Genomic DNA, 21,783 nt, shown 5'->3' on the forward strand with positions numbered 1-21,783 from the left:
TTCCTTGGCCCTCGATGTACTCATGAACGACCTGTTGCCGACCCCATCACGCATGCTGCGCACCTACGCCACAGCGGCGAAATGGGCGCTGGGGCTGCTCGTGGCGCTCTGGCTGATCCTGATGCTGGCGTGGGGGGCACTGCATGGATTCATTGTGCCGCGAATCGGTGAGCTTCGCCCCGAGCTCGAAACCGAAGTCGGACGGGTTCTGGGGGTACCTGTTCGCATCGGCAATGTGGTTGCGAGAAGCGAAGGCCTGGTGCCCTCGTTCGAGTTCAGCGATGTCGTGCTGCTCGACCCGCAGGGCCGTCCGGCGTTGCGCCTGCCGCGCGTGGTGGCTGCACTGTCACCCCGGTCGCTGTGGAATCTGGGCTTCGAGCAGCTGCATATCGACCAGCCCGAACTGGATATTCGCCGCGCCGCCGACGGAAAAGTCTATGTCGCGGGCCTGGATTTTTCGCAGTCCAGCGACAACGACGGCCGGGCCGCCGACTGGTTTTTCAGCCAGACCGAATTCGTGATTCGCGGTGGCGCGATCCGCTGGACCGACGAGAAGCGCGGCGCGCCTGCGCTCACGCTCGAAAAGGTGGACTTCGTGATGCGCAATGGCCCGCGCCGCCATGCCATGCGGCTGGACGCGACGCCGCCTGCGGACTGGGGTGACCGTTTCACCGTCCAGGGTCAGTTTCGCCAGCCGCTGCTTTCGCGCAGGCACGGCCGGTGGCAGGACTGGGAAGGCCAGTTGCACGGCGACTTCGCGCGGGTCGATGTGTCGCAGCTGCGCCGCTACGCCGACCTGGGTTTCGAAGTGAGCCAGGGCCAGGGCGCGCTGCGGGCCTGGGTCGATGTCTCGCGCGGCTTGCTCATGGGCGGTGTCGCTGACCTGTCGCTGGTCAATGTGAACACGCGCCTGGGCAAACAGCTCACGCCACTGGCGCTGCAATCGGTGTCGGGCCGCCTGGGCGGCAAGCGGCTGGAAGGCGGCTTTGAATTCCAGACCCAGAACCTGCAGTTCACGACGCTGGAAGGCCAGCGCTGGCCGGGTGGCAATGTCTTTGTGCAGTGGATGGATGCGCAGGGGAACAGTCCGGCGCGCGGCGAAATTCGCGCCGACAAGCTGGATCTCTTTGCGGTGAGCCAGATCGCAACGCGGCTGCCGCTGGGCGAAGCAACGCACGCCGCGCTGCTGGCCTATGCGCCCAAGGGACTGGTCGAAACCGTGCAGGCGAAATGGCAGGGGCCGCTTTCCGCCTTGGAGAAATACGAGGCAAAGGGCCGTGCAGTGGGACTGGAAGTGTCGGCCCGTCCGGCATCTGCCGCAGCGCCTGCTGCGTCCGCCGCTTCCGGCGCGGGGCCTGCGACCGCCCATGCAGGCACGCCGGGCGTTCGCGGTGCGGCGCTGGACTTCGACGTCACCCAGACCGGCGGCAAGGGCAGGTTGCTGGTGCGCTCCGGCGCCATTGACGTGCCGGGCGTCTTTGAAGATCCGGTGATCCCGTTCGACGAGCTGGCCGCCGACCTCCTCTGGCAGATCGACGGCGAGGCGATCAAGGTCGATGTGACCAACCTGAAGTTCACCAATGCCGATGCGCAGGGCGACGGCCAGATCCACTGGCGCACGGGCAAGTCCGCGCAGGGCCGGTTTCCGGGCGTGCTCGATCTGCAGGCCGGCATCAGCCGCGCGAACGGCGCGCGCGTTTACCGCTACCTTCCGTTCGGGGTATCGAAAGCGGCCCGCGACTATGTGCGCGAGTCCATCTCGAAAGGCTGGGCCGGCAACGCGAAGTTCCGCGTCAAAGGCGACCTGCATGACTTCCCGTTTCGGGACCCGAAGCAGGGTGAGTTCAGCATTCGCGCGGATGTGAAGGATGTGACCTACGCGTTCGTGCCGCCAGTGCCGGGAAAGCCCGGACCTTCCTGGCCGGCATTGACCCAGTTGAGCGGCGAACTCGTCTTCCTGGGCAATGGCATGCAGGTGAAGAACGCGCAGGGCCGCTTCACCGGTGCGCCCGGACTGGCGGTGAAGACGGACGCCACGATCGCAGATTTCAAGGGCGCGACGGTCATGGTCAATGGCGACATTCGCGGGCCGCTGGCCCAGTCGCTCGCCATCGTCAACGGCTCACCGATTTCGGCGCTGGTGAACCAGTCGCTTGCCAAGGCCACGGCCACCGGCAATGCCGATGTGAAGCTCAAGCTCGAACTGCCGATCGCGACCATCGACAAGTCCAAAGTGTCGGGCTCGGTCACCCTGGCCAACAACGACATCCAGATCACGCCGGACAGTCCGGTGCTTTCGCGTGCGCGCGGCACGGTCGCCTTCAACGAGCATGGATTCACATTGACCGGCGCGCAGGCTCGCGCGTTAGGCGGCGATGTGAAGCTGGACGGCGGCAGCCGCAACGTCGCGGCCGGCAGCACCGAGCCCACCATCACCATGCGGGCGCAGGGCACGGCGACGGCAGAAGGATTGCGCGCCGCCAAAGAGCTGGGCTTTGTCTCGCGCCTGGCGAAGGACTTCACCGGCAGCGCGGCCTACAACATGGTGCTCACCTTCCGCGCCGGCCTGCCCGAGATTTCGGTCACCACCAACTTGCAGGGCGTGGCGGTGAACCTGCCTTCGCCCTTCAACAAGCCGGCCGATACCGTGCTGCCGCTGCGTTATGAAAATCTTCTCGTGCGCGAGTCGCTGGCGACGCCGGGCAAGTTGCAGGACCAGCTGTCGATCGAACTGGGCCGCCTTGCATCGGTGAACTATGTGCGCGATGTGTCCGGGCCCGAGCCCAAGGTGCTGCGCGGCAGCATCGCGGTCGGGCTCGCGCAGGGCGAGTCGGCGCCCCTACCCGCCGAGGGGGTCGTGGCCAACATCAACCTGGCGAGTGTGAACCTCGACGCGTGGGAGCGCGCGCTGGCGCAGGCCACGGCGGGCGGCGGTGCTGCCGCAACGTCCACGTCATTGCGCGCAAGCGGCGGCGGCGCCGCTGCGGCGTACCTGCCCACCACGCTCGCGGTGCGCGCCAGGGAGATGACCGTCGAAGGCCGGGTACTGCGCAATGTGGTCGTGGGCGGCTCGCGGGAAGGTCCGGTCTGGCGCGCCAACGTCGATGCCAACGAGCTCAATGGCTACATCGAGTATCGCCAGCCCTCAGGCCCCGGCGGCGGACGGCTCCATGCGCGGCTGGCCCGGCTGGTGATCGCGGCGTCCGAAGCAAAGCAGGTCGAGGCGCTGCTGGATGAACAGCCCGACGTGCTGCCCGCGCTCGACATCGTTGTCGATGATTTCGAGCTGCGTGGCAAGAAGCTGGGCAAGCTGGAGATCGAGGCGGTCAATCGCGGCGCGAGCGCGGGCAACATGCGCGAGTGGCGTCTGAACAAGCTCAATCTCACCTTGCCCGAAGCGGTGTTCAGCGCCACAGGCAATTGGGTGGCCCTCAGCGCACAGACGGCGGACAGGCGGCGCACCTCGATGAAGTTCAGGCTGGAGATCGCCGATTCGGGCCAGCTGCTCACGCGCTTTGGCATGAAGGACGTGGTCCGGCGAGGCAAGGGGCGCATGGAAGGGCAGGTGGGTTGGGTCGGCTCGCCGCTGGCGCTGAACTACCCAACGATGGACGGATCGTTCTACGTCAACATGGAGTCGGGCCAGTTCCTCAAGGCGGACCCCGGGCTTGCCAAGCTGCTGGGCGTGCTCAGCCTGCAGTCGTTGCCGCGCCGCCTTGCGCTGGATTTCCGCGATGTGTTCAGCGAAGGATTCGCCTTTGATTTCGTGCGTGGCGATGTGACGGTCGAAGATGGAATCGCGGCCACCAACAACCTGCAGATGAAGGGCGTGAATGCCGCCGTGCTGATGGACGGCAGGGCTGACATCGCGCGCGAGACGCAAGACATCAAGGTGGTGGTGGTGCCGGAGATCAATGCAGGCACCGCGTCACTGGTTGCAACCGTGATCAACCCAGCGCTGGGCCTGGGCAGCTTTCTCGCGCAGATGTTCCTGCGCCAGCCGTTGATACGCGCGGCCACGCAAGAGTTCCATATCGACGGCACCTGGTCCGATCCGCGCATCACCAAAGTCGACAAGCGCTCCGAGGCAGCCGTCACGCCGCCTGCGGAAGCACCCAAACCCGCAGGCAATTAACGCAAGGCAAGGTCACGATGAAAGTAGCCGCACTCCAGATGGTGTCGGGCACGTCGGTGCAGGGCAATCTCGACACCGCCGCAACGCTCATTCGCCAGGCCGCCGAGGCCGGCGCGCAGCTGGCCGTGTTGCCGGAATATTTTTGCCTCATGGGCCACAAGGACAGCGACAAACTCACCGTGCGCGAAGCGCCGGGCGCCGGACCTGTCCAGGAGTTTTTGGCCGCAAGCGCGCGCGAGCATGGCCTGTGGATTGCAGGCGGCACCTTGCCGTTGACGGGCAGCGACAACGACCATGTGCGCAACACCAGCCTGGTCTTCACGCCGCAGGGCGAGCCCGTGGCGCGCTACGACAAGATCCATCTCTTTCGCTACGACAACGGCACCGAGCAGTACGACGAATCGCGCGTGATCGAGCGCGGCTCGCAGCCGGCAGCGTTCGATATGACCGCGCGTGACGGCAAGCGCTGGCGCATCGGCATGAGCGTTTGCTACGACCTGCGCTTTCCGGAGTTGTATCGCTCGCTCGCGGCGGATGTGCTGCTGGTGCCCAGTGCGTTCACCTACGGCACCGGCAAGGCGCACTGGGAACTCTTGCTGCGCGCGCGTGCCGTCGAAAACCTCGCTTACGTCATTGCCGCCGCGCAAGGCGGCATGCACGAGAACGGCCGGCGCACCTGGGGCCACAGCATGGTCGTCGACCCGTGGGGCGTGGTGCTGGCGCAGCAGGCCGAGGGCGCAGGCGTGGTGCTGGCGGACCTGGATGCGGCGCGTCAGGCGCAGGTGCGCACGCAACTGCCTGCGCTGGAGCACCGTGTCCTCTGAAGAAGGATTGATGCGCGCTGCCGCCGCGCCGGTCTCGCCCGTGCGGCCGCGAGCCTCTGCACGCTTGCGCTGGACATTGTGGGTGCTGCTGATCAGCCTGGTCGCTTCGCTGCTGGTGACACTGGTGTGGCTGGCGGGCCGGTACGAGGCAAGCCAGGTGCAGACCAAGCTGGAGCGCGACACTGCCGACGCCTTGAGCGATATCCGCGCGGCGCTCACGCGCAACGTGCAGTCGCTGCAAGCCTTGCATGCACGCCACCGCTCGCCGGCTGCGTGGGATGAAGAAGCAACGCGCCTTTTGCGCGATCACCGTGAATGGCTGCGGATCGAGTGGCGCGACGCCAGCCTTGCGCCGGTCAACGACGCCGACACGCCGTACCGCCCGCCACCGTTCGCCAGGTTGGGTCGCGGCAATGCGCAGGCCGATGTTGCGCAGGCGTGCGCGGTAGCGCGGCGCGTGAGCGGTCCCGCGTACAGCAACAGTTACTTCCTGCCGCAACCCGACGGGCTGGGGATCGAAGTGATGGAGTTGTGCCTGCCGCAAGTGTCGGCTGGCGAACTGCAGGGCTACATGGTCGCCACCTATTCACTCAGCGACATCCTGGCCGGCCTGGTCGGGCCGCAGCTCACGCGCAGCCAGGACGTGTCGTTCACCGAAGCCGATGGCACACGGCTGGCCATGCAGGGCTCGACCCGGCGCGGCAATCGCGTCTTCACATCGCAGCAGTTGCTGGACCTGCCGGGCAACACGATGGTGCTGCGCATGGACAGCTGGCGCGGCGCGCCGGACCTGTTCCCCAATGTGTTGACGGCCCTTGTCACGACGATGTCGATCGCGCTGGTGGCCGTGCTGGTGCTGCTGAACAAGGACGCACGGCGGCGCCTGCGCGCCGAAGAAGACCTGGCCGATGCGCTGGCGTTTCGCAAGGCGATGGAAGATTCGCTGGTCACCGGCCTTCGCGCGCGCGACCTGGAGGGACGCATCACCTATGTGAATCCTGCGTTCTGCCAGATGGTGGGGTTTGAACCCGAAGAGTTGCTGGGCTATGCCATGCCTGCGCCCTATTGGCCGCCGGAGCTGGCCGATGAATACCAGAAGCGCCAGGATGTGCGGCTGGCCGGCCAGCATGCGCCGCCGCGTGAAGGTTTCGAATCGGTCTTCATGCGCAAGGACGGCTCGCGGTTTCCGGTGCTGATCATCGAAGCGCCGCTCATCAACCACGAGGGCGTGCAGACCGGCTGGATGAGCGCCTTTCTCGACATCAGCGAACAACGGCGCGTGGAAGAGCTGTCCCGCGCAAGCCAGGAGCGGCTGCAGGCTACTGCGCGGCTTGCGACGGTGGGCGAGATGGCGTCGTTGCTGTCCCACGAACTGAACCAGCCGCTGGCGGCGATTGCGAGTTACGCAACCGGTTCGATCAATCTCCTGAACGCGGTGGACGACGCAGACAGGCCCGGCGACGCCAGCGAACGCGCCGCCGACATCGAGCTCGCGATGCGCCGCATTGCGGAGCAGGCCGAGCGTGCCGGCAAGGTCATCAAGAGCGTGCACGACTTCGTGCGAAGGCGCGACAAGGAGCGTGAACCCGTGGCGCCTGCCAAGCTGCTCGACACCATCATGCCGCTGGTGCAGTTGCAGGCGCGCAAGCTCGGCGTGCGGGTCGAGACGCGGCTCGAATCCGGCTTGCCTGCGGTCGTGTGCGACCGCACCATGGTCGAGCAGGTGCTGCTCAATCTCGCGCGCAATGCGATGCAGGCGATGGACCATGCGTCGGTGCGCGAGCCTTCGCTGCTGATGGAAGTGCGCCGTGCGTCCGGGCCTGGCATGGCGGCCAAGGGATGGCTGGAGTTTTCAGTGGCGGACGTGGGGCCGGGCATTCCCGACGATGTGAAGCAGCAACTGTTCACGCCGTTTTTCACCACCAAGGCAGAAGGCATGGGCCTGGGTTTGTCGCTGTGCCGCACCGTGGTGGAGCAGCACGGCGGCTTTCTCGCGTTCGAGCCGCGCCTGCCAGCAGGAACGATTTTCAGGTTCACGTTGCCGGTCGATGACGCGCTGAATTAAGCTGTACACATGCAACCGTCTGCCAATGCCACCGTATTCATCGTCGATGACGATGCCAGCGTGCGCGAAGCGCTGGCCTGGCTCCTGCGCACGCGCCACCTTTTGAGCGAGTCCTTTGACGGTGCTGAAGCCTTCGATGCCATGCTGCAGGGCTTCACACTGTCGCAGCCCTGCTGCCTGCTGCTCGATGTGCGCATGCCGGGCATGAGCGGCCTGGCCCTGTTTGACAAGCTCGTCGAGCGCGGCCTTGTCACTGCGATGCCGGTCATCTTTCTCACCGGCCATGCCGACGTGCCGACGGCGGTGGACATGGTCAAGCGCGGCGCGTTCGACTTTTGCGAAAAGCCTTTTTCAGACAACGCATTGGTGGACCGTGTCGAACAGGCGCTTGCGCTGTCAACCCAGGTGCTGGCGACTCGGCGGCAATCGCAGCTGCTGAAAACCCGTTTGGGCGAGCTGACAGAGCGCGAGCGCGACGTCATGCGGCTGGTGGTCGAGGGCCTGCCCAACAAGCTGATCGCGGATCAACTGGACATCAGCGTGCGCACGGTGGAAGTCCACCGCGCGCGCGTTTTCGACAAGATGGAAGTGAAGTCGGCGGTCGAGCTCGCCAACCTGCTGCGCAAGGACCAGATCCCTGACTAACCCAGTAGCGCGCTAGCCGCCCGGCGCCACGCGCCAGATCACGTTGCCCACGTCGTCCGCCACCAGCAGCGCACCCTTGCCGTCAAGCGCCACGCCGACCGGCCGGCCGTAGGCCTTGCCTTCCTTGCTCAGAAAGCCCGACAGGAATTCCTGCGGAGGTCCCGATGGCTTGCCGCCCATGAAGGGAACGAAGACCACGTTGTAGCCAGACAGCTCCTTGCGGTTCCACGAACCGTGCTGTCCGATGAATGCGCCGTTGGCATAGCTGCCGGGCATGCGCGAGTCGGAAAACGCCAGGCCCAGCGGTGCGACGTGCGAGCCCAGGCCGTAGTCCGGTGCAATGGCTTTTGCCACCATGGCCGGGTTGGGCGGGGTCACGCGCGAATCGACGTTTTGTCCCCAATAGCTCCACGGCCAGCCATAGAACGCGCCGTCTTTCACCGAGGTGAGGTAGTCGGGCACCAGGTCGTTGCCGAGTTCATCGCGCTCATTGACCACGGTCCACAGCGCCTTCGACTGTGGCTCCCAGCCCATGCCGTTGGGGTTGCGCAGGCCGCTGGCGAACAGGCGCTTGTTGCCGGTCGCGCGGTCCACTTCCCAGATCGCGGCGCGGCCTTCTTCAGCCGCCATGCCGTTGTCGCCGATGTTGCTGTTGGAGCCCACGCTTGCATAGAGCTTGCTGCCATCGGCGCTGGCGATGATGTTCTTGGTCCAGTGGTGGTTCGCGCCCGAGGGCAGGTCGGTGACTTTCACCGGCGTGGCGGTGATGCTGGTCTGCCCGGCCTGATACGGCACCTTGATGATGGCGTCGGCGTTCGCGATGAAAAGCTCGTTGCCCACCAGCGCCATGCCGAACGGCGAGGTTAGCCCGCTCATGAAAACGGTCTTCATCTCGGCCACGCCATCGCCGTTGGCGTCGCGCAGGAGAGTGATCCTGTTCGCACTGGGCACGCCTGCGCCCGCGCGCTTCATCACGATGCCCATTGCGAAGCCACGAAGGCCCTGCCCATGCACGTTTGTCGCGCCCTCCTGCGGTGCGGGCTTGTTGCTTTCTGCGACAAGCACGTCACCGTTTGGGAGCGTGTAAATCCACCGTGGGTGATCCAGGTCCGTGGCCAGGGCGGTGACAGTAAAGCCGACGGCGGCCCCGGGCATGACGCCTTGCGGCCAGCCTTGTGCAGGTGCAATGTTGACGGTGGGAATGAAGCGGGGGTGTTCGGGCGCGGGCATGGCGGGGTTCGGACCGACGCCGGAAGTGGGCAACTGGGCGAGCGCGGCGCCAAAGGCCGCGCAAAGCACGGCGATGCAGGTGGCGCGCAGGGGGTGCAGGTTCATCCAGACAGTTTGGTTGCGCGGACGCTGTGCATCTGTAGGTGGGGGCCGCGAGCTGGAACTTTGGCACCCCAGGAGTCGCAGGGTGCGGTAAACCGAGTAGGGCTACTTGTCATCGCCCGGTGTGTCGGCCCCCGGCGGCTCGCCTTTCTTGCGTCCGGAGAACATGGTCCACCAGACAATAAAGACCAGCAGGCCCAGCGCGAGCAGGGCTTCGAGCAAAATCAGCAGCATGAAGCGTTTCCTTGTGTATGCGATTGTAGGAATGCTCGCGGCTTGCAGCAGTGTCCCCTTGCCGCCTGCGGATGAGGTCAGGCCCGCGCCACGTATCACCGGGCCGGTGGATGACTCCGCTCCCCTGCCCCCGGCCCTGACCCACGGCAAGAGCCGGTGGCAACCGGTGCGCTGGAGCGAATTGCCCGGCTTCGAGGACGATGCCATCCACGAAGCGTGGAACGCGTGGATCAAGAGTTGCGAACGCCCCGGCGCCACCTTCGCGCCGCTGTGCCCGCAGGTGCGGCAGTTGTCCATCGCTGCGCCGCACGAGCAGCGCGCGTGGATGAGGTCCCGGCTGCAGCCCTACCGTGTGGAGCCTGTTCAGGCGGGCGATCCCGGGTTGCTGACGGGCTACTACGAACCCCTGCTCGAAGGCAGCCGCCTGCCCACTGCCACCCATACCGTGCCGCTGTACCGCCCGCCCGCCACATTGGCAAGCAGGCGCCCCTGGTACACACGCCAGGAGATGGAGACCGTGCCGGAGGTTCGCGCGCAATTGCGTGGCCGCGAGATCGCATGGCTGGCTGATCCGGTCGATGCGCTGGTGTTGCAGATCCAGGGGTCCGGCCGCATGCGTGTCACTGAACCGGACGGCACACAGCGCGTGGTCCGCCTCGCGTTTGCCGCATCCAATGACCAGCCCTATCGCAGTGTGGGCTCATGGTTGCTGCAACAGGGTGCAATCCGCGATGCGTCGTGGCCCGGCATCAAGGCGTGGACCGTGCAGAACCCGCAGCGCGTCAATGAAATGCTCTGGGCCAATCCGCGCACGGTGTTCTTTCGTGAGGAGCCGCTGCCCGATCTGGACGCTGCATTCGGGCCGCGTGGCGCGCAAGGCGTGCCGCTGACGCCGGGCCGGTCGATCGCGGTGGACAAGGACAGCATTCCTTATGGCACGCCGGTATGGCTTGCTTCGGCGGGGCCGGTGACCAATTTGCAGAGGCTGGTGTTGGCCCAGGACACCGGAAGCGCCATCGTTGGATCGGTGCGGGCCGACTACTTTGCGGGATGGGGGCCGGACGCTGGTGATCTGGCGGGACGCTTGAAGCAGCCGCTACGCCTGTGGGTGCTATGGCCCAAGTGAACAAGGGCAAACCCGCGGCTACGTGATATCGCTGATATACGAACGCTCCATAGCTTCATCTGGCGGGGCGCGTTACAAACCGTCGGCGGCGGTTTGCCGCGATACACACCAGAAAGATTTCATGCCGACAGTCAAGAACGCGGTGTTCGCAGCAGCTACCGCACTCGCCTACACCGCCCTGCCCACGCAAGTTGAAGCCGAACCGGCGAACGTTCTTGCACTGCACAAGCCCACGCAGCCGGACCCCGCGCTCGAGGGTCAGCAATCCACGCTGCCGCTATCGCATGCCCGCCAGTTGCAGACGCACGCAAGAAAACCGGGCCCCATCACGACCTACACAGTTAACCGAACCGACGGGGACACGGTGGTTTTCTGGAGCGGAGACCTTCGCTGTCAACCTGTCGGAGAACGAGTGGGGAGTTACGCCGAGCAATTGCCTGGCGGTAATTACCCGGCGTTGGTCGCGAACTGCTCTGAGGGCGAGCGTCCGATGATTGGCCACGAGTTTTTCAAGCCCTGGGACGGCTATTCGGAAACTCTGGAACGCGTTCGTTTTTACCAGCCCGTGTATGGTGTCAATGACACGGACCGTAACCAGTCCTGCGAGGACTTGCGCGTCGGCCCATACGCAGTTCTTAAGGTCAGGGGCGCGCTGCCACTTGTTCACGGCGTCGCGGTCGCCAGCGAACCCTGCCGCGAGACGGTGTATGGGGCCGCCGCGCCGTCTGCTGTCGGCAACCCCGTCATCACCGCCAGCCTCATCGCCTTCGCAGCGATCGCGCGCACGCTGGGTTGACACCGCGTTCGGGCGTGACCTGCGCCACCAAGACATTCGGCGCGTGCGGGCATACACTTTGCCCCCATGAACGCACCACTGCCCGAACATATCCGCAAGGCCCTGGAAACCGTCACCCTCGACGACAAGTATTCGCTCGATTACGGCCGGGCTTTCATGAGCGGCGTCCAGGCCCTCGTGAAGCTGCCGATGCTGCAGCGCCTTCGCGATGCCAACGTGGGCAAGAACACCGCCGGCTTCATCAGCGGCTACCGCGGCTCGCCACTGGGCGGCTATGACCAGGCGCTGTGGAAGGCCAGCAGTTACCTCAAGGCGCAGAACATCGTCTTCCAGCCCGGGGTGAATGAAGAGCTTGCCGCCACGGCCATCTGGGGCACCCAGCAGCTGGGCTTCACGCCGAAAGACACGCACAAGTTCGATGGGGTGTTCGGCATCTGGTACGGCAAGGGTCCGGGCGTGGACCGCACCTCCGATGTCTTCAAGCATGCCAACCTGGCAGGCACCACGCCCTGGGGTGGCGTCATCGCCGTGGCTGGTGACGACCACGTCGCCAAAAGTTCTACCGCCGCACACCAGAGCGACCACATCTTCAAGGCCTGCGGACTGCCGGTTTTCTTTCCGGCCAGCGTGCAGGAAATCCTCGACCTGGGCATTCATGCCTTCGCGCTCAGCCGCTACGCGGGGGTGTGGTCCGGCATGAAGACCATCCAGGAAATCGTCGAATCCGCAGCCACCGCGATGATCGATCCGGACCGGGTGCAGATCCAGATCCCGACCGATTTCGAAATGCCGCCCGGTGGCGTGCACATCCGCTGGCCCGACCACGCGCTCGACCAGGAGTCGCGCCTGTTCGACACCAAGTGGTATGCCGCGCTCGCCTACATTCGCGCCAATCGGCTGAACTACAACGCCATCGAAGGCCCCAATGATCGCTTCGGCATCATGGCCAGCGGCAAGGCCTACAACGACACGCGCCAGGCCCTGCTCGACCTGGGGCTGGACGACGCGACCTGCCGCCAGATCGGCATCAGGCTGCACAAGGTGGGCGTGGTCTGGCCGCTCGAAGCGCAGGGCACGCGCGCGTTCGCCACGGGCCTGCGCGAGATCCTGGTGGTGGAAGAAAAGCGCCAGGTCATCGAATACCAGGTGAAAGAAGAGCTCTACAACTGGCGATCCGATGTGCGCCCCAATGTGCTGGGCAAGTTCGAGGAGTCGGACGGCGAGTACACCGGCGGTGAATGGTCTATGCCCAACCCCACGGCCAACACCCTGCTGCGGGCCAATGCGGACCTGTCACCGGCCCTGATCGCACGCGCCATCGCGCGTCGCCTGAAGAAGCTGGGCGTGGACGGCGACATCGGCGCACGCATCGAGGCGCAGCTCGCGATTCTCGATGCCAAGGAGCGCTCGATGCAGGTCATCGAGGTCAAGGGCGACCGCGCGCCGTGGTTCTGCTCGGGCTGCCCGCACAACACATCCACCGTGGTGCCAGAAGGCTCGCGCGCGCTGGCCGGTATCGGATGCCACTTCATGGCGACATGGATGGACCGCGCGACCATCGGCTTCACCCAGATGGGCGGCGAAGGTGTGCCCTGGGTCGGGCAGCAACCGTTCACGACCGAAGAACATGTGTTCGCCAACCTGGGCGACGGCACGTATTTCCACAGCGGCCTGCTCGCGATCCGCCAGTCGATCGCTGCGGGTGTGAACATCACCTACAAGGTCCTCTACAACGACGCAGTCGCAATGACCGGCGGCCAGCAGGTCGGCGAGCGACCCGAGGGGCACAGCGTGATCCAGATCGCGCACAGCCTCATCGCTGAAGGTGTGACGCGCGAAGTGATCGTGACCGATGAGCCCGAGAAGTACGCAACCGCCAAACTGCCTCCAGGCGTCGAGGTATTCCATCGCGACGAACTCGACCGCATCCAGCGCGAGTTTCGCGAGCTCAAGGGCACCACCGCCATCATTTACGACCAGACCTGCGCGACCGAAAAACGCCGCCGCCGCAAGCGCGGCACCATGGTCGATCCAGCGGTGCGGGTGGTGATCAACGACCTGGTGTGCGAAGGCTGCGGTGACTGTAGCGCCAAGAGCAATTGCCTGTCGGTCGAGCCGCTGGAAACCGAATTCGGACGCAAGCGCACGATCAACCAGAACACCTGCAACAAGGACACCAGTTGCCTCAAGGGCTTTTGCCCCAGCTTCGTCACGGTCGAAGGCGGCCAGCTCAAGAAAAAAGCAAAGGACAAGGTCGTCTCGCCGTTCTCGCTGACCGCTTCACTGGGCGAGCTGCCGCAACCGCAGCTGCCGCAGATCCACGGTGCATTCGGCATCGTGGTGGCCGGCGTGGGCGGCACCGGGGTCATCACGATCGGCCAGTTGCTCGGCATGGCCGGGCATATCGAAGGCAAGGGCATCGTCACGCAGGATTCCGCAGGTCTCGCGCAAAAAGGCGGCGCGACCTGGAGCCATGTGCTGATCGGCGAGCAGATGGACGACATCCGCACCACCAAGGTCAGCATGGCCGGCGCCGATCTCATCATCGGCTGCGACCCCATCGTGACAGCAGGCAAGGAAACGGTGCTGCGCATGCGGCAAGGGCGTACACATGTCGCGCTCAACTCGCACAGCACGCCGACAGCGGCCTTCGTGAAAAACTCGAACTGGGCCAATCCTGCCGATGCGTGCGCGGGAGAAATCGCCAAGGCCGTGGGCGCAGAAGGCATCGGTGCATTCAATGCGGATGCGGCGTCGTCGAAGCTGATGGGCGACAGCATCTACACCAACCCGATGATGCTCGGCTACGCGTGGCAAAAGGGCTGGATTCCGCTCGGACATGAAGCGCTCATGCGTGCGATCGAACTCAATGCGGTTGCCGTGGACAACAACAAAGCTGCATTCGAGTGGGGCCGCCGCGCCGCGCACGACTGGGCATCGGTCGAGCGGCTGCTGTCGCCGGGCCAGGTGATCGAGTTGAAAAAGCGCGACACGGTCGATAGCCTGGTGACCAGGCGCGTCGAGTTCCTTACCGACTACCAGAACGCGGCCTATGCCTCGCTCTACCGGACCTTCGTCGAACGGGTGCGCCAGGCCGAGGCGCCGCTGGGCAAGACGCTGCTGACCGAATCGGTGGCGCGCTACCTGTTCAAGCTCATGGCGTACAAGGACGAATACGAAGTCGCGCGCCTGCACACCGAAACCGGGTTCCAGGAAAAGATCGCCGCGATGTTCGAGGGCGACTACCAGGTGAACTTCCACCTGGCGCCTCCGCTGACTTCGAAGCGCAATGAAAAAGGCGAATTGCAAAAACGCAAGTTCGGCCCTGCGATGCTCACGGGGTTCAAGCTGCTGGCAAGGATGAAGGGTCTGCGCGGCACCGCATTCGACATCTTCGGGCGAACCGAAGAACGTCGCACCGAGCGCGCGCTGATCGGTGAATATCGCGCCAGCATCGAACGTGTGATGGCCGAACTCAACGCTGGCAATCATGCGCTGGCCGTTGAAATCGCTCGGATTCCTGAGCAGATCAAGGGTTACGGCCACGTCAAGGAGCGCCACCTCGCGCTGGCGCGACCGCAGTGGGAACGCCTGATGCAGCAGTGGCCCCTGGCTGACGCCGAGCGCCAGGCCGCCTGAGCGATCGCATCGAGGACAGGGGTATCCGTGAACCTGACCACCGCATTGAAAGACCTGGCCAAGACCGCAGGTGACCCTGTGTTCTGGCCGGCGTCGCGGACCGAGATCCGGTCGTTGCTCAAGACCTACCCGGCCCCGCAGTCGGCCGACGTCTGGAAGATCACGCAGCAATATGCGGGACAGGGCTGGTACAAGCGGCTGGGTGCCTACCAGGTCGAGTCGGAGTTTCGCGGCCTGACCGACTGGGCCGCTTCGGTGAAGCCGGCGGTGGTGATCGAGATCGGGACCGCCAATGGCGCCACGCTGCTGATGTGGTCGCGCGTGGCGACCCAGCACATCATTTCGATCGATCTGCCCGGAGGCATTCACGGCGGCGGCTATCCCGAGAAGAAGGGCAAGCTGTTCAAGGAGTTCCTGTCGGATCGCGCGCAGGTGAAGCTTGATTTGCTGCGCAGGGACAGCCAGCGGCCGGAAACCAAGGCGCAGGTGCAGTCCCTGCTCGCAGGCCGGCAGGCAGACATCCTGTTCATCGACGGCGATCACCGGCTCGAAGGCGTCACCCGCGATTTCGAGCTGTGGAAGGACATCGTGCGGCCCGGCGGGTACATCGTCTTTCACGATGTGGTCCCGCACCGCGAGGCGACGAGCCAGGTCGATGTGCTGTGGCGGCAGATCAGGGCGGCACATCCGGACCGCACCCGGGAGATCGTCCAGGCGCAGGATCAGGGCTGGGCGGGCATCGGCATCTTGCAGGTTTAGGCGACTTGCGAGGGGAAACCCCCGGTTTCACGCTGGGTTAGAACCAATTGGTTCACGCCCGCCGCATACAATCGAATGTTGCGCCCGCCGATGGCGCGGCCCGCGTGCCTGCCTGTCAGCAGGCGTTGCGTTTCAACGATTTTGTCCCTGGAGCCACCGTGTTCATTTCCACTGCCTATGCCCAAACCGCTCCCGCCGCCGGCGGTGGTGAGATGTCTGCCCTGCTGTCGCAGGCACCGTTTTTCCTGGTGATGCTGGCCGTCCTTTACTTCCTGATGATCCGCCCCCAGATGAAGCGCCAGAAGGAGCACCGCACCATGATCGATGCGCTGGCAAAGGGCGATGAAATCGCCACCATCGGTGGCGTCATCGGCAAGGTGACCAAGCTGGGCGACAGCACGCTCACGCTGGAAGTCGCCAACGGGATTGAACTTCAGGTGCAGCGCAGCGCGGTCGCGCAAGTGCTGCCCAAGGGCACGATGAAGTGAACAGATACCCGGTCTGGAAGTACGCGATCATCCTGGTCGCGCTGTTGATTGGGGCGATCTACACGCTTCCCAATTTCTTTGGCGAGGCACCTGCCGTGCAGGTGTCTTCGAGCAAGGCCACGATCAAGGTCGATTCGGCCACGCGGGCCAAGGTGGAGCAGGCCCTCGCCGCTGCCGCCATCAAGCCGCTGGCGATCACGCAGGACCTGGTGTCCATCAAGGTGCGCGTTGACAGTGGCGACACCCAGCTCAAGGCCAAGGACGCGATCCAGAAGGCGCTGGTCCCTGACGCGACCGATCCGCAGTACGTCGTTGCGCTCAACCTTTTGTCGGCATCGCCCCCCTGGCTGACCGCGCTGCGCGCAGCCCCCATGTACCTGGGCCTCGATTTGCGAGGTGGCGTGCACTTCATGCTTCAGGTGGACATGCAGGCCGCGCTCACCAAGAAAGCGGAATCGTTGTCGGGCGACCTGCGCACGCTGCTGCGCGAAAAGAGCGTGCGCCATGGCGGCATCAACCGCAACGGCCAGGCGATCGAAGTGCGTGTGCGCGACCAGCAGACGCTGCAAGCCACCAAGGCCGTCATCGCGGACCAGCTGCCGGACCTTCAGGCGGTCGAGACGCCTGAGGGCACCGAGTACAAGATCACCCTGACCATCAAGCCTGATGCCGCACGCCGCGTGCAGGACCAGGCCCTGAAGCAGAACATGGTCACCCTGCACAACCGGATCAACGAACTTGGCGTGGCCGAGCCGGTGATCCAGCAGCAAGGCACCGACCGCATCGTCGTGCAGTTGCCGGGCGTGCAGGACACCGCCAAGGCCAAGGACATCCTGGGCCGCACCGCGACGCTGGAGGTTCGCCTGGTCGATGACAGCGCCGAGGCGCGCACCGCCGAATTCGGCGGCGGACCGGTTCCTTTCGGCGCAGAGAAATACCTCGAGCGCAGCGGCCAGGCCGTGATCGTCAAGAAGCAGGTGATCCTCACCGGCGACAACCTCACCGACGCCCAGCCCGGCTTTGACAACCAGACCCAGGAAGCAGCCGTGCACCTGACGCTGGACGCCAAGGGTTCGCGTATCTTCAAGGACATCACGCGCGAGAACATCGGCAAGCGCATGGCGATCCTGTTGTTCGAAAAGGGCAAGGGCGAAGTCGTCACCGCACCAGTGATCCGCAGCGAAATCGGCGGCGGACGGGTCCAGATCTCGGGCCGCATGACCACGGTTGAAGCGGCCGACGTGGCGCTGCTGCTGCGAGCCGGATCACTGGCGGCACCGATGGAAATCATCGAGGAATTCACCATCGGCCCCACGCTGGGCGCCGAGAACATCACCAAGGGCTTCCACAGCGTCGCCTGGGGTTTTGCGGTGATCTGCGCCTTCATGGCCGTTTACTACGGACTCTTCGGCCTATTCTCGGGCCTTGCATTGGCGGTGAACCTGCTGCTGCTGGTGGCGATTTTGTCGATGCTGCAGGCCACGCTGACGCTGCCCGGCATGGCGGCCATGGCGCTCGCCCTCGGTATGGCGATCGACTCCAACGTGCTGATCAATGAGCGGGTTCGAGAAGAGTTGCGCAGCGGTGCGTCACCGCAGGCCGCGATCAATGCGGGCTACGAACGCGCCTGGGGCACCATCTTCGACTCCAACATCACCACGCTGATTGCAGGCGTCGCATTGCTTGCGTTCGGCTCCGGCCCGGTGCGCGGTTTTGCGGTGGTTCACTGCATCGGCATCCTGACGTCGATGTTCTCTGCGGTGTTCTTCTCGCGTGGCCTGGTCAACCTTTGGTACGGCCGCCAGAAGAAGCTGAAGTCTGTGTCGATCGGCACGGTCTGGCGCCCCGATACGGATGGCGCTATAACCAAAGCCGAGTAGGAAAGCGACCTCATGGAATTCTTCAAGATCCGGCGCGACATTCCGTTCATGGAAAACGCGCTGGTGTTCAACATCATCTCGTTCCTGACGTTCGCGGCAGCTGTGTTTTTTCTCGTCACCAAGGGGCTGCACCTGTCGGTGGAGTTCACCGGTGGCACCGTGATGGAAGTGGGCTACTCGCAGGCCGCTGACGTCGAAAAGGTCCGCAAGACGGTCTCTGACCTGGGTTTCGCCGATGTGCAGGTCCAGAACTTCGGCACCTCGCGCGACGTCATGATTCGCCTGCCTGCACAAAAGGGCGTCAGCTCGGCGCAGCAAAGCGAAAAAGTCATGGCAGCGCTGAAGGCGCAGGACCCCGGCGTCACCCAGCGGCGTACCGAGTTCGTCGGGCCGCAGGTCGGCGAGGAGCTCGCCACCGATGGCCTCAAGGCGCTGGGCATGGTGGTCGTGGGCATCATGGTGTACCTCGCGTTTCGCTTCGAGTGGAAGTTCGCGGTCGCGGCCATCATCGCCAACCTGCACGACGTGATCATCATCCTGGGCTTCTTTGCGTTCTTCCAGTGGGAGTTCTCGCTGGCGGTGCTCGCGGCGGTGCTTGCGGTGCTGGGCTACTCGGTCAATGAATCGGTGGTGATCTTCGACCGGATTCGCGAGAATTTCCGGCGCTACCGCAAGATGACGACGATCCAGATCATCGACAACGCGATCACGTCCACCATCAGCCGCACGATCATCACGCACGGCAGCACGCAGATCATGGTGCTGTCCATGCTGCTGTTCGGCGGGCCGACGCTGCACTACTTCGCGATGGCACTCACGATCGGCATCCTGTTCGGCATCTATTCCTCGGTTTTTGTCGCCGCTGCCATCGCCATGTGGCTGGGCATCAAGCGCGAGGACCTTGTGAAGTCCGTTGCCAAGAAGGACGAGGATCCTGCGGACCCCAATTCTGGCGCCACCGTTTAAGGACGCAAGGCATCTGTGAACGATCCGCAGCTGCCCCGCGAAACTGCCGCCCGTCTTGCACGGCAGGCGCGTGAGCATTTCGTGGCGCAGGCGCAGGCTTGCGTCGTCCCGATGCTGCAGGCCGTGCGCGCCCGTCTTTCAGAACTCGCCGAGAGCGCTGGCGGTTCGCGCGAGATGTATGAGCGGCGCGATGCCCTGCTCGACTTCGAGCGCAAGGGTGCGCTCTGGGGCAAGAGCATCGTCTCCGCCTGGCGCAAGGCTGTTGTTCCGCCGACCGCCACCGCGCGGGTGCGACTCGATTCGCTCAATCTTGAGCTGATCGGCGACGAAGTCGTCGAAAACAAGATCCTCGCGGGCCGCATTGCCCTGTCCATCCAGGAGAAAACCTCTTTCGAGGCCAACGAACTGCGTGTGCGCATGCAGTTCCTCGATGGCGTGGACGAGCCAGGCTCATCCGATGTGCTCCGGCCCGAAGCGCTGGCGCAGATGCTGATCGAACAGTGGACATCTGCCGGACTCACCCGTGAAATCTGGACCCTGGTTCAGGAGACGGTCCAGAAACAGCTGGCAGAACACGTACCCAAGGCCTACAAGGCCACGAACGACTTCCTGATCGAGCAGGGTGTGCTCAAGGACATCGACCTTGCGGCGCGCGTCAAGCGCACCAGTTCTTCACCCACGGCTCGACGCTCCGAGCCGGCCGCGCCACCCGATGGGGCATCCGGCCGTAGCGAATCGGGGCCTGGCTCGTACCCCGGAGATTTCGGTCAATCCGGCCAGGCTGGCCAGTATGGCAACCAGGGTGGTTATGGCGGCCACGCTGGCGGTGGCGGCGGTTCCTCCGGTGGATATGGCTCAGGCGGCGGTGCGCCGGGTGGGCAGGGTGCAGGTCCTTACGGAGCGCCGCAGGGGCCGGGTGGTCAAGGCGGGACCGGTGGGTCTGCTGCCGGTGGTAGCGCAGGCTATGGCGGCGGCAGTGGAACTGGTGCTTACGGTGGCGGTGGCGCTGCTGGTGGCGGTTACGGCGGCCCGGGTGGTTCGGGCGGTTCTGCCTATGGCGGCGGCCCCGGCGGACAGCCGGGAGCAGGTGGTGGAGGTGGTGGAGGCGGTGGCGTGGGCGGTGGATCTGGCGATTCGGGCGCTCAGGGCGCGCAAGGCTCACAGGGCCGTCAAGGCGGCTACCAAGGGGGTGCCGGCGGCTACCAGGGCGGCAGCGGCGGATCGGGCGGCAGCGGCGGATCGGGCGGCAGCGGCGGATCGGGCGGCGCAGGCATGACGCATCACGGCTCGGGCCAGTCGTCGCGCTCAGGCGCAGGCGTCGCCGACGAAACACGCATGATGACCTCGACGCCGCCCCTCGCGCGGGCTCGCGCGCGGGCCAGCGGCGTCCTGGGCCAGCTCAAGCGCCTGCTGACCGACCGCATCGCGGGCTTCGACCCGGCGGTGCCGGTTACCCGGCCCTCACCCGCGCTGGCCGAGGCGCTCCAGCAGCACCAGGTCACGCAGGCCCATTCAACGCAGATGGCCGTCACGCCCAGCCAGGTTGCTGCGCAGGAAATCCTGGTCTATGACGACGCCGCCGTCCAGGAAGTTGCGGTCGACCTGCGCCGCCGCACCGGCGAGCTCAAGAAGAAAGCCAATACCCAGACCGAGAAGGCGACGATCGAGATCGTTGCCCTCATGTTCCAGAGCATCCTGTCCGAAGAGCGGATTCCACCGGCTGTGCGCGTGTGGTTTGCGCGCCTGCAAATGCCGGTGCTTCGCGTTGCCATCGCCGAGCCGGAGTTCTTTGGCACGCTCGAGCATCCCGCGCGCCAGCTGATCGACCGCATGGGTTCCGTGGTCATGGGCTTCAACGCCGCGACCATAGGCGGCACGACGCTTGAAGTTGAAATCAAGCGCATCGTCCAGGTGATCGAGCAGTACCCCGAGACGGGGCGACGGGTGTTCCAGCTGGTGTATGACGAATTCCAGAAGTTTCTCTCGCGCTTCCTGACCGAGCACGGCGACACACAAAAGCTGGTCAGCGTTGCGCAGCAAGTCGAGCAAAAGGAAACGCTGGCCATCCAGTACACGATCGAATTGCGTTCGATGCTGGCGGACCTGCCGATCCGCGATGAGATTCGCGACTTCCTGTTCAAGATCTGGGCCGAGGTGCTGGCCATGGCCGCGATCCGCCACGGCCCGCAGCACCCCGATACGCTGGCGCTCAAGGCGTCTGCTTCCGAGCTGGTCTGGGCTGCCAGCGCCAAGCCCAATCGCGCCGAGCGCGCGCGCGTGATCAAGGACCTTCCGGCGCTGTTGCAGCGCCTGCGAAAGGGGATGACCCTCGTCAACATCGAGGGCGCCGCGCAAGAGGCCCAGATCAAGGCGATCGGCGATACGCTGGCCGATGCGTTCCTGTCCAAGACCGAATCGATCCCGCAGGCCCAGATCGAATCCATGGCCAAGCGGCTCGCGCACCTGGAAGACTTTGTCGCCGACGACCCGACGACCGACCTGCCGCTCGACCAGGAAAGCATCGAGATGATGCTGGGCATTGACGCGTCCAACATCGAAGTGGTGGCCGACGGCGGCTCGCGGCCGAGCCAGGCCATGCTGGCGTGGGCGACCGAGCTGCCGCTGGGCAACTGGTTCGCGCTGGACCACAACGGCGCCACCGCGCAGGTGCAATATGTCTGGCGCAGCGATCGCAAGCAGCTGCACCTGTTCGCCGCGCCCGGCGGGCGTAGCTATCTGCTGCAAAACCGGCGGCTGGCGTCTTACCTCCAGGCCGGATTGCTGCTGCCTGCGGAAGAGGAAGCGCTCACGGTGCGGGCCACGCGCGACGCGCTGGCCAAGCTGGATGCCAATCCGGAAAGATTGCTGCAGTAAGGTCGCGCAATTCGATGCGC

Annotated in this window: 14 protein-coding genes; 12 read left to right on the forward strand and 2 right to left on the reverse strand. The window is 65.0% G+C overall.

All coding sequences use genetic code 11. The features are described 5' to 3' along the window. The first annotated feature begins 22 nt into the window (after positions 1 to 22). Genes AQ12_RS02645 through AQ12_RS02660 form a run of 4 tightly spaced genes read left to right on the forward strand, consistent with a single transcriptional unit; the run spans position 23 to position 7,669 of the window. A complete protein-coding gene (locus AQ12_RS02645; RefSeq protein ID WP_048438310.1) occupies positions 23 to 4,135 on the forward strand; it encodes a YhdP family protein in 4,113 nt (1,370 codons plus the stop codon). A gap of 17 nt (positions 4,136 to 4,152) precedes the next feature. Then, positions 4,153 to 4,959 (forward strand): carbon-nitrogen hydrolase family protein, encoded by an 807-nt coding sequence (locus AQ12_RS02650; RefSeq protein WP_048438311.1) that lies wholly within the window; start codon positions 4,153 to 4,155, stop codon positions 4,957 to 4,959. Between the two features lie 10 nt (positions 4,960 to 4,969). Next, positions 4,970 to 7,024, forward strand: a complete 2,055-nt coding sequence (locus AQ12_RS02655; RefSeq protein WP_048438312.1) for a nitrogen regulation protein NR(II) — start codon at positions 4,970 to 4,972, stop codon at positions 7,022 to 7,024. A 9-nt stretch (positions 7,025 to 7,033) separates the two neighbouring features. Beyond that, positions 7,034 to 7,669: a response regulator transcription factor gene (locus AQ12_RS02660; protein ID WP_048438313.1), complete on the forward strand. Its 636-nt coding sequence runs from the start codon at positions 7,034 to 7,036 to the stop codon at positions 7,667 to 7,669. A 12-nt stretch (positions 7,670 to 7,681) separates the two neighbouring features. On the opposite strand, the gene AQ12_RS02665 is transcribed toward AQ12_RS02660, so the two are convergent. Beyond that, positions 7,682 to 9,004, reverse strand: a complete 1,323-nt coding sequence (locus AQ12_RS02665) for a sorbosone dehydrogenase family protein (protein ID WP_082151377.1) — start codon at positions 9,002 to 9,004, stop codon at positions 7,682 to 7,684. Positions 9,005 to 9,106: 102 nt separating this feature from the next. After that, a complete protein-coding gene (locus AQ12_RS23395) occupies positions 9,107 to 9,235 on the reverse strand; it encodes a hypothetical protein (protein ID WP_255352435.1) in 129 nt (42 codons plus the stop codon). Here AQ12_RS23395 and AQ12_RS02670 point away from each other — a divergent pair. The 8 genes from AQ12_RS02670 (at position 9,234) to AQ12_RS23085 (ending at position 21,763) form a co-directional block, all read left to right on the forward strand. Then, positions 9,234 to 10,361 carry a murein transglycosylase A gene (locus AQ12_RS02670; RefSeq protein WP_238587629.1) on the forward strand — a complete coding sequence of 376 codons (1,128 nt, stop codon included), beginning with the start codon at positions 9,234 to 9,236 and terminating at the stop codon, positions 10,359 to 10,361. The two genes, AQ12_RS23395 and AQ12_RS02670, sit on opposite strands and share 2 nt — an antisense overlap. Before the next feature lie 121 nt (positions 10,362 to 10,482). After that, positions 10,483 to 11,157, forward strand: coding sequence for a hypothetical protein (locus tag AQ12_RS02675; RefSeq protein WP_048438315.1), 675 nt, complete (start codon positions 10,483 to 10,485; stop codon positions 11,155 to 11,157). Between the two features lie 66 nt (positions 11,158 to 11,223). Continuing rightward, positions 11,224 to 14,796, forward strand: coding sequence for an indolepyruvate ferredoxin oxidoreductase family protein (locus AQ12_RS02680; protein ID WP_048438316.1), 3,573 nt, complete (start codon positions 11,224 to 11,226; stop codon positions 14,794 to 14,796). A 27-nt stretch (positions 14,797 to 14,823) separates the two neighbouring features. After that, a complete protein-coding gene (locus AQ12_RS02685) occupies positions 14,824 to 15,555 on the forward strand; it encodes a class I SAM-dependent methyltransferase (protein WP_053076532.1) in 732 nt (243 codons plus the stop codon). Positions 15,556 to 15,713: 158 nt separating this feature from the next. Beyond that, positions 15,714 to 16,043, forward strand: a complete 330-nt coding sequence (gene yajC, locus AQ12_RS02690) for a preprotein translocase subunit YajC (RefSeq protein WP_048438417.1) — start codon at positions 15,714 to 15,716, stop codon at positions 16,041 to 16,043. Then, positions 16,040 to 17,923: a protein translocase subunit SecD gene (secD, locus tag AQ12_RS02695; protein WP_048438317.1), complete on the forward strand. Its 1,884-nt coding sequence runs from the start codon at positions 16,040 to 16,042 to the stop codon at positions 17,921 to 17,923. The genes yajC and secD overlap by 4 nt, the downstream gene beginning before the upstream one ends. Positions 17,924 to 17,935: 12 nt before the next feature. Then, entirely contained in the window at positions 17,936 to 18,889 is a 954-nt protein-coding gene (gene secF, locus AQ12_RS02700) for a protein translocase subunit SecF (RefSeq protein WP_048438318.1), read from the forward strand. A gap of 15 nt (positions 18,890 to 18,904) precedes the next feature. After that, complete coding sequence (locus AQ12_RS23085; protein WP_193387951.1) at positions 18,905 to 21,763, forward strand: DUF1631 family protein; 2,859 nt, start codon at positions 18,905 to 18,907, stop codon at positions 21,761 to 21,763. The last annotated feature ends 20 nt before the right edge of the window (positions 21,764 to 21,783 follow it).

The sequence above is a fragment of the Caenimonas sp. SL110 genome, assembly GCF_001044395.1.
Taxonomy (GTDB): domain Bacteria; phylum Pseudomonadota; class Gammaproteobacteria; order Burkholderiales; family Burkholderiaceae_C; genus Ramlibacter.

Bases quoted from the DNA above. Each gene is read 5' to 3' on its own strand.
- AQ12_RS02655 (WP_048438312.1), top strand. From the start codon at position 4,970: ATGCGCGCTGCCGCCGCGCCGGTCTCGCCCGTGCGGCCGCGAGCCTCT.
- AQ12_RS02670 (WP_238587629.1), top strand. From the start codon at position 9,234: ATGAAGCGTTTCCTTGTGTATGCGATTGTAGGAATGCTCGCGGCTTGC.
- AQ12_RS23395 (WP_255352435.1), bottom strand. From the start codon at position 9,235: ATGCTGCTGATTTTGCTCGAAGCCCTGCTCGCGCTGGGCCTGCTGGTC.
- AQ12_RS02660 (WP_048438313.1), top strand. From the start codon at position 7,034: ATGCAACCGTCTGCCAATGCCACCGTATTCATCGTCGATGACGATGCC.
- secF (WP_048438318.1), top strand. From the start codon at position 17,936: ATGGAATTCTTCAAGATCCGGCGCGACATTCCGTTCATGGAAAACGCG.
- AQ12_RS02645 (WP_048438310.1), top strand. From the start codon at position 23: ATGAACGACCTGTTGCCGACCCCATCACGCATGCTGCGCACCTACGCC.
- AQ12_RS02680 (WP_048438316.1), top strand. From the start codon at position 11,224: ATGAACGCACCACTGCCCGAACATATCCGCAAGGCCCTGGAAACCGTC.
- AQ12_RS02665 (WP_082151377.1), bottom strand. From the start codon at position 9,004: ATGAACCTGCACCCCCTGCGCGCCACCTGCATCGCCGTGCTTTGCGCG.
- AQ12_RS02650 (WP_048438311.1), top strand. From the start codon at position 4,153: ATGAAAGTAGCCGCACTCCAGATGGTGTCGGGCACGTCGGTGCAGGGC.
- AQ12_RS02675 (WP_048438315.1), top strand. From the start codon at position 10,483: ATGCCGACAGTCAAGAACGCGGTGTTCGCAGCAGCTACCGCACTCGCC.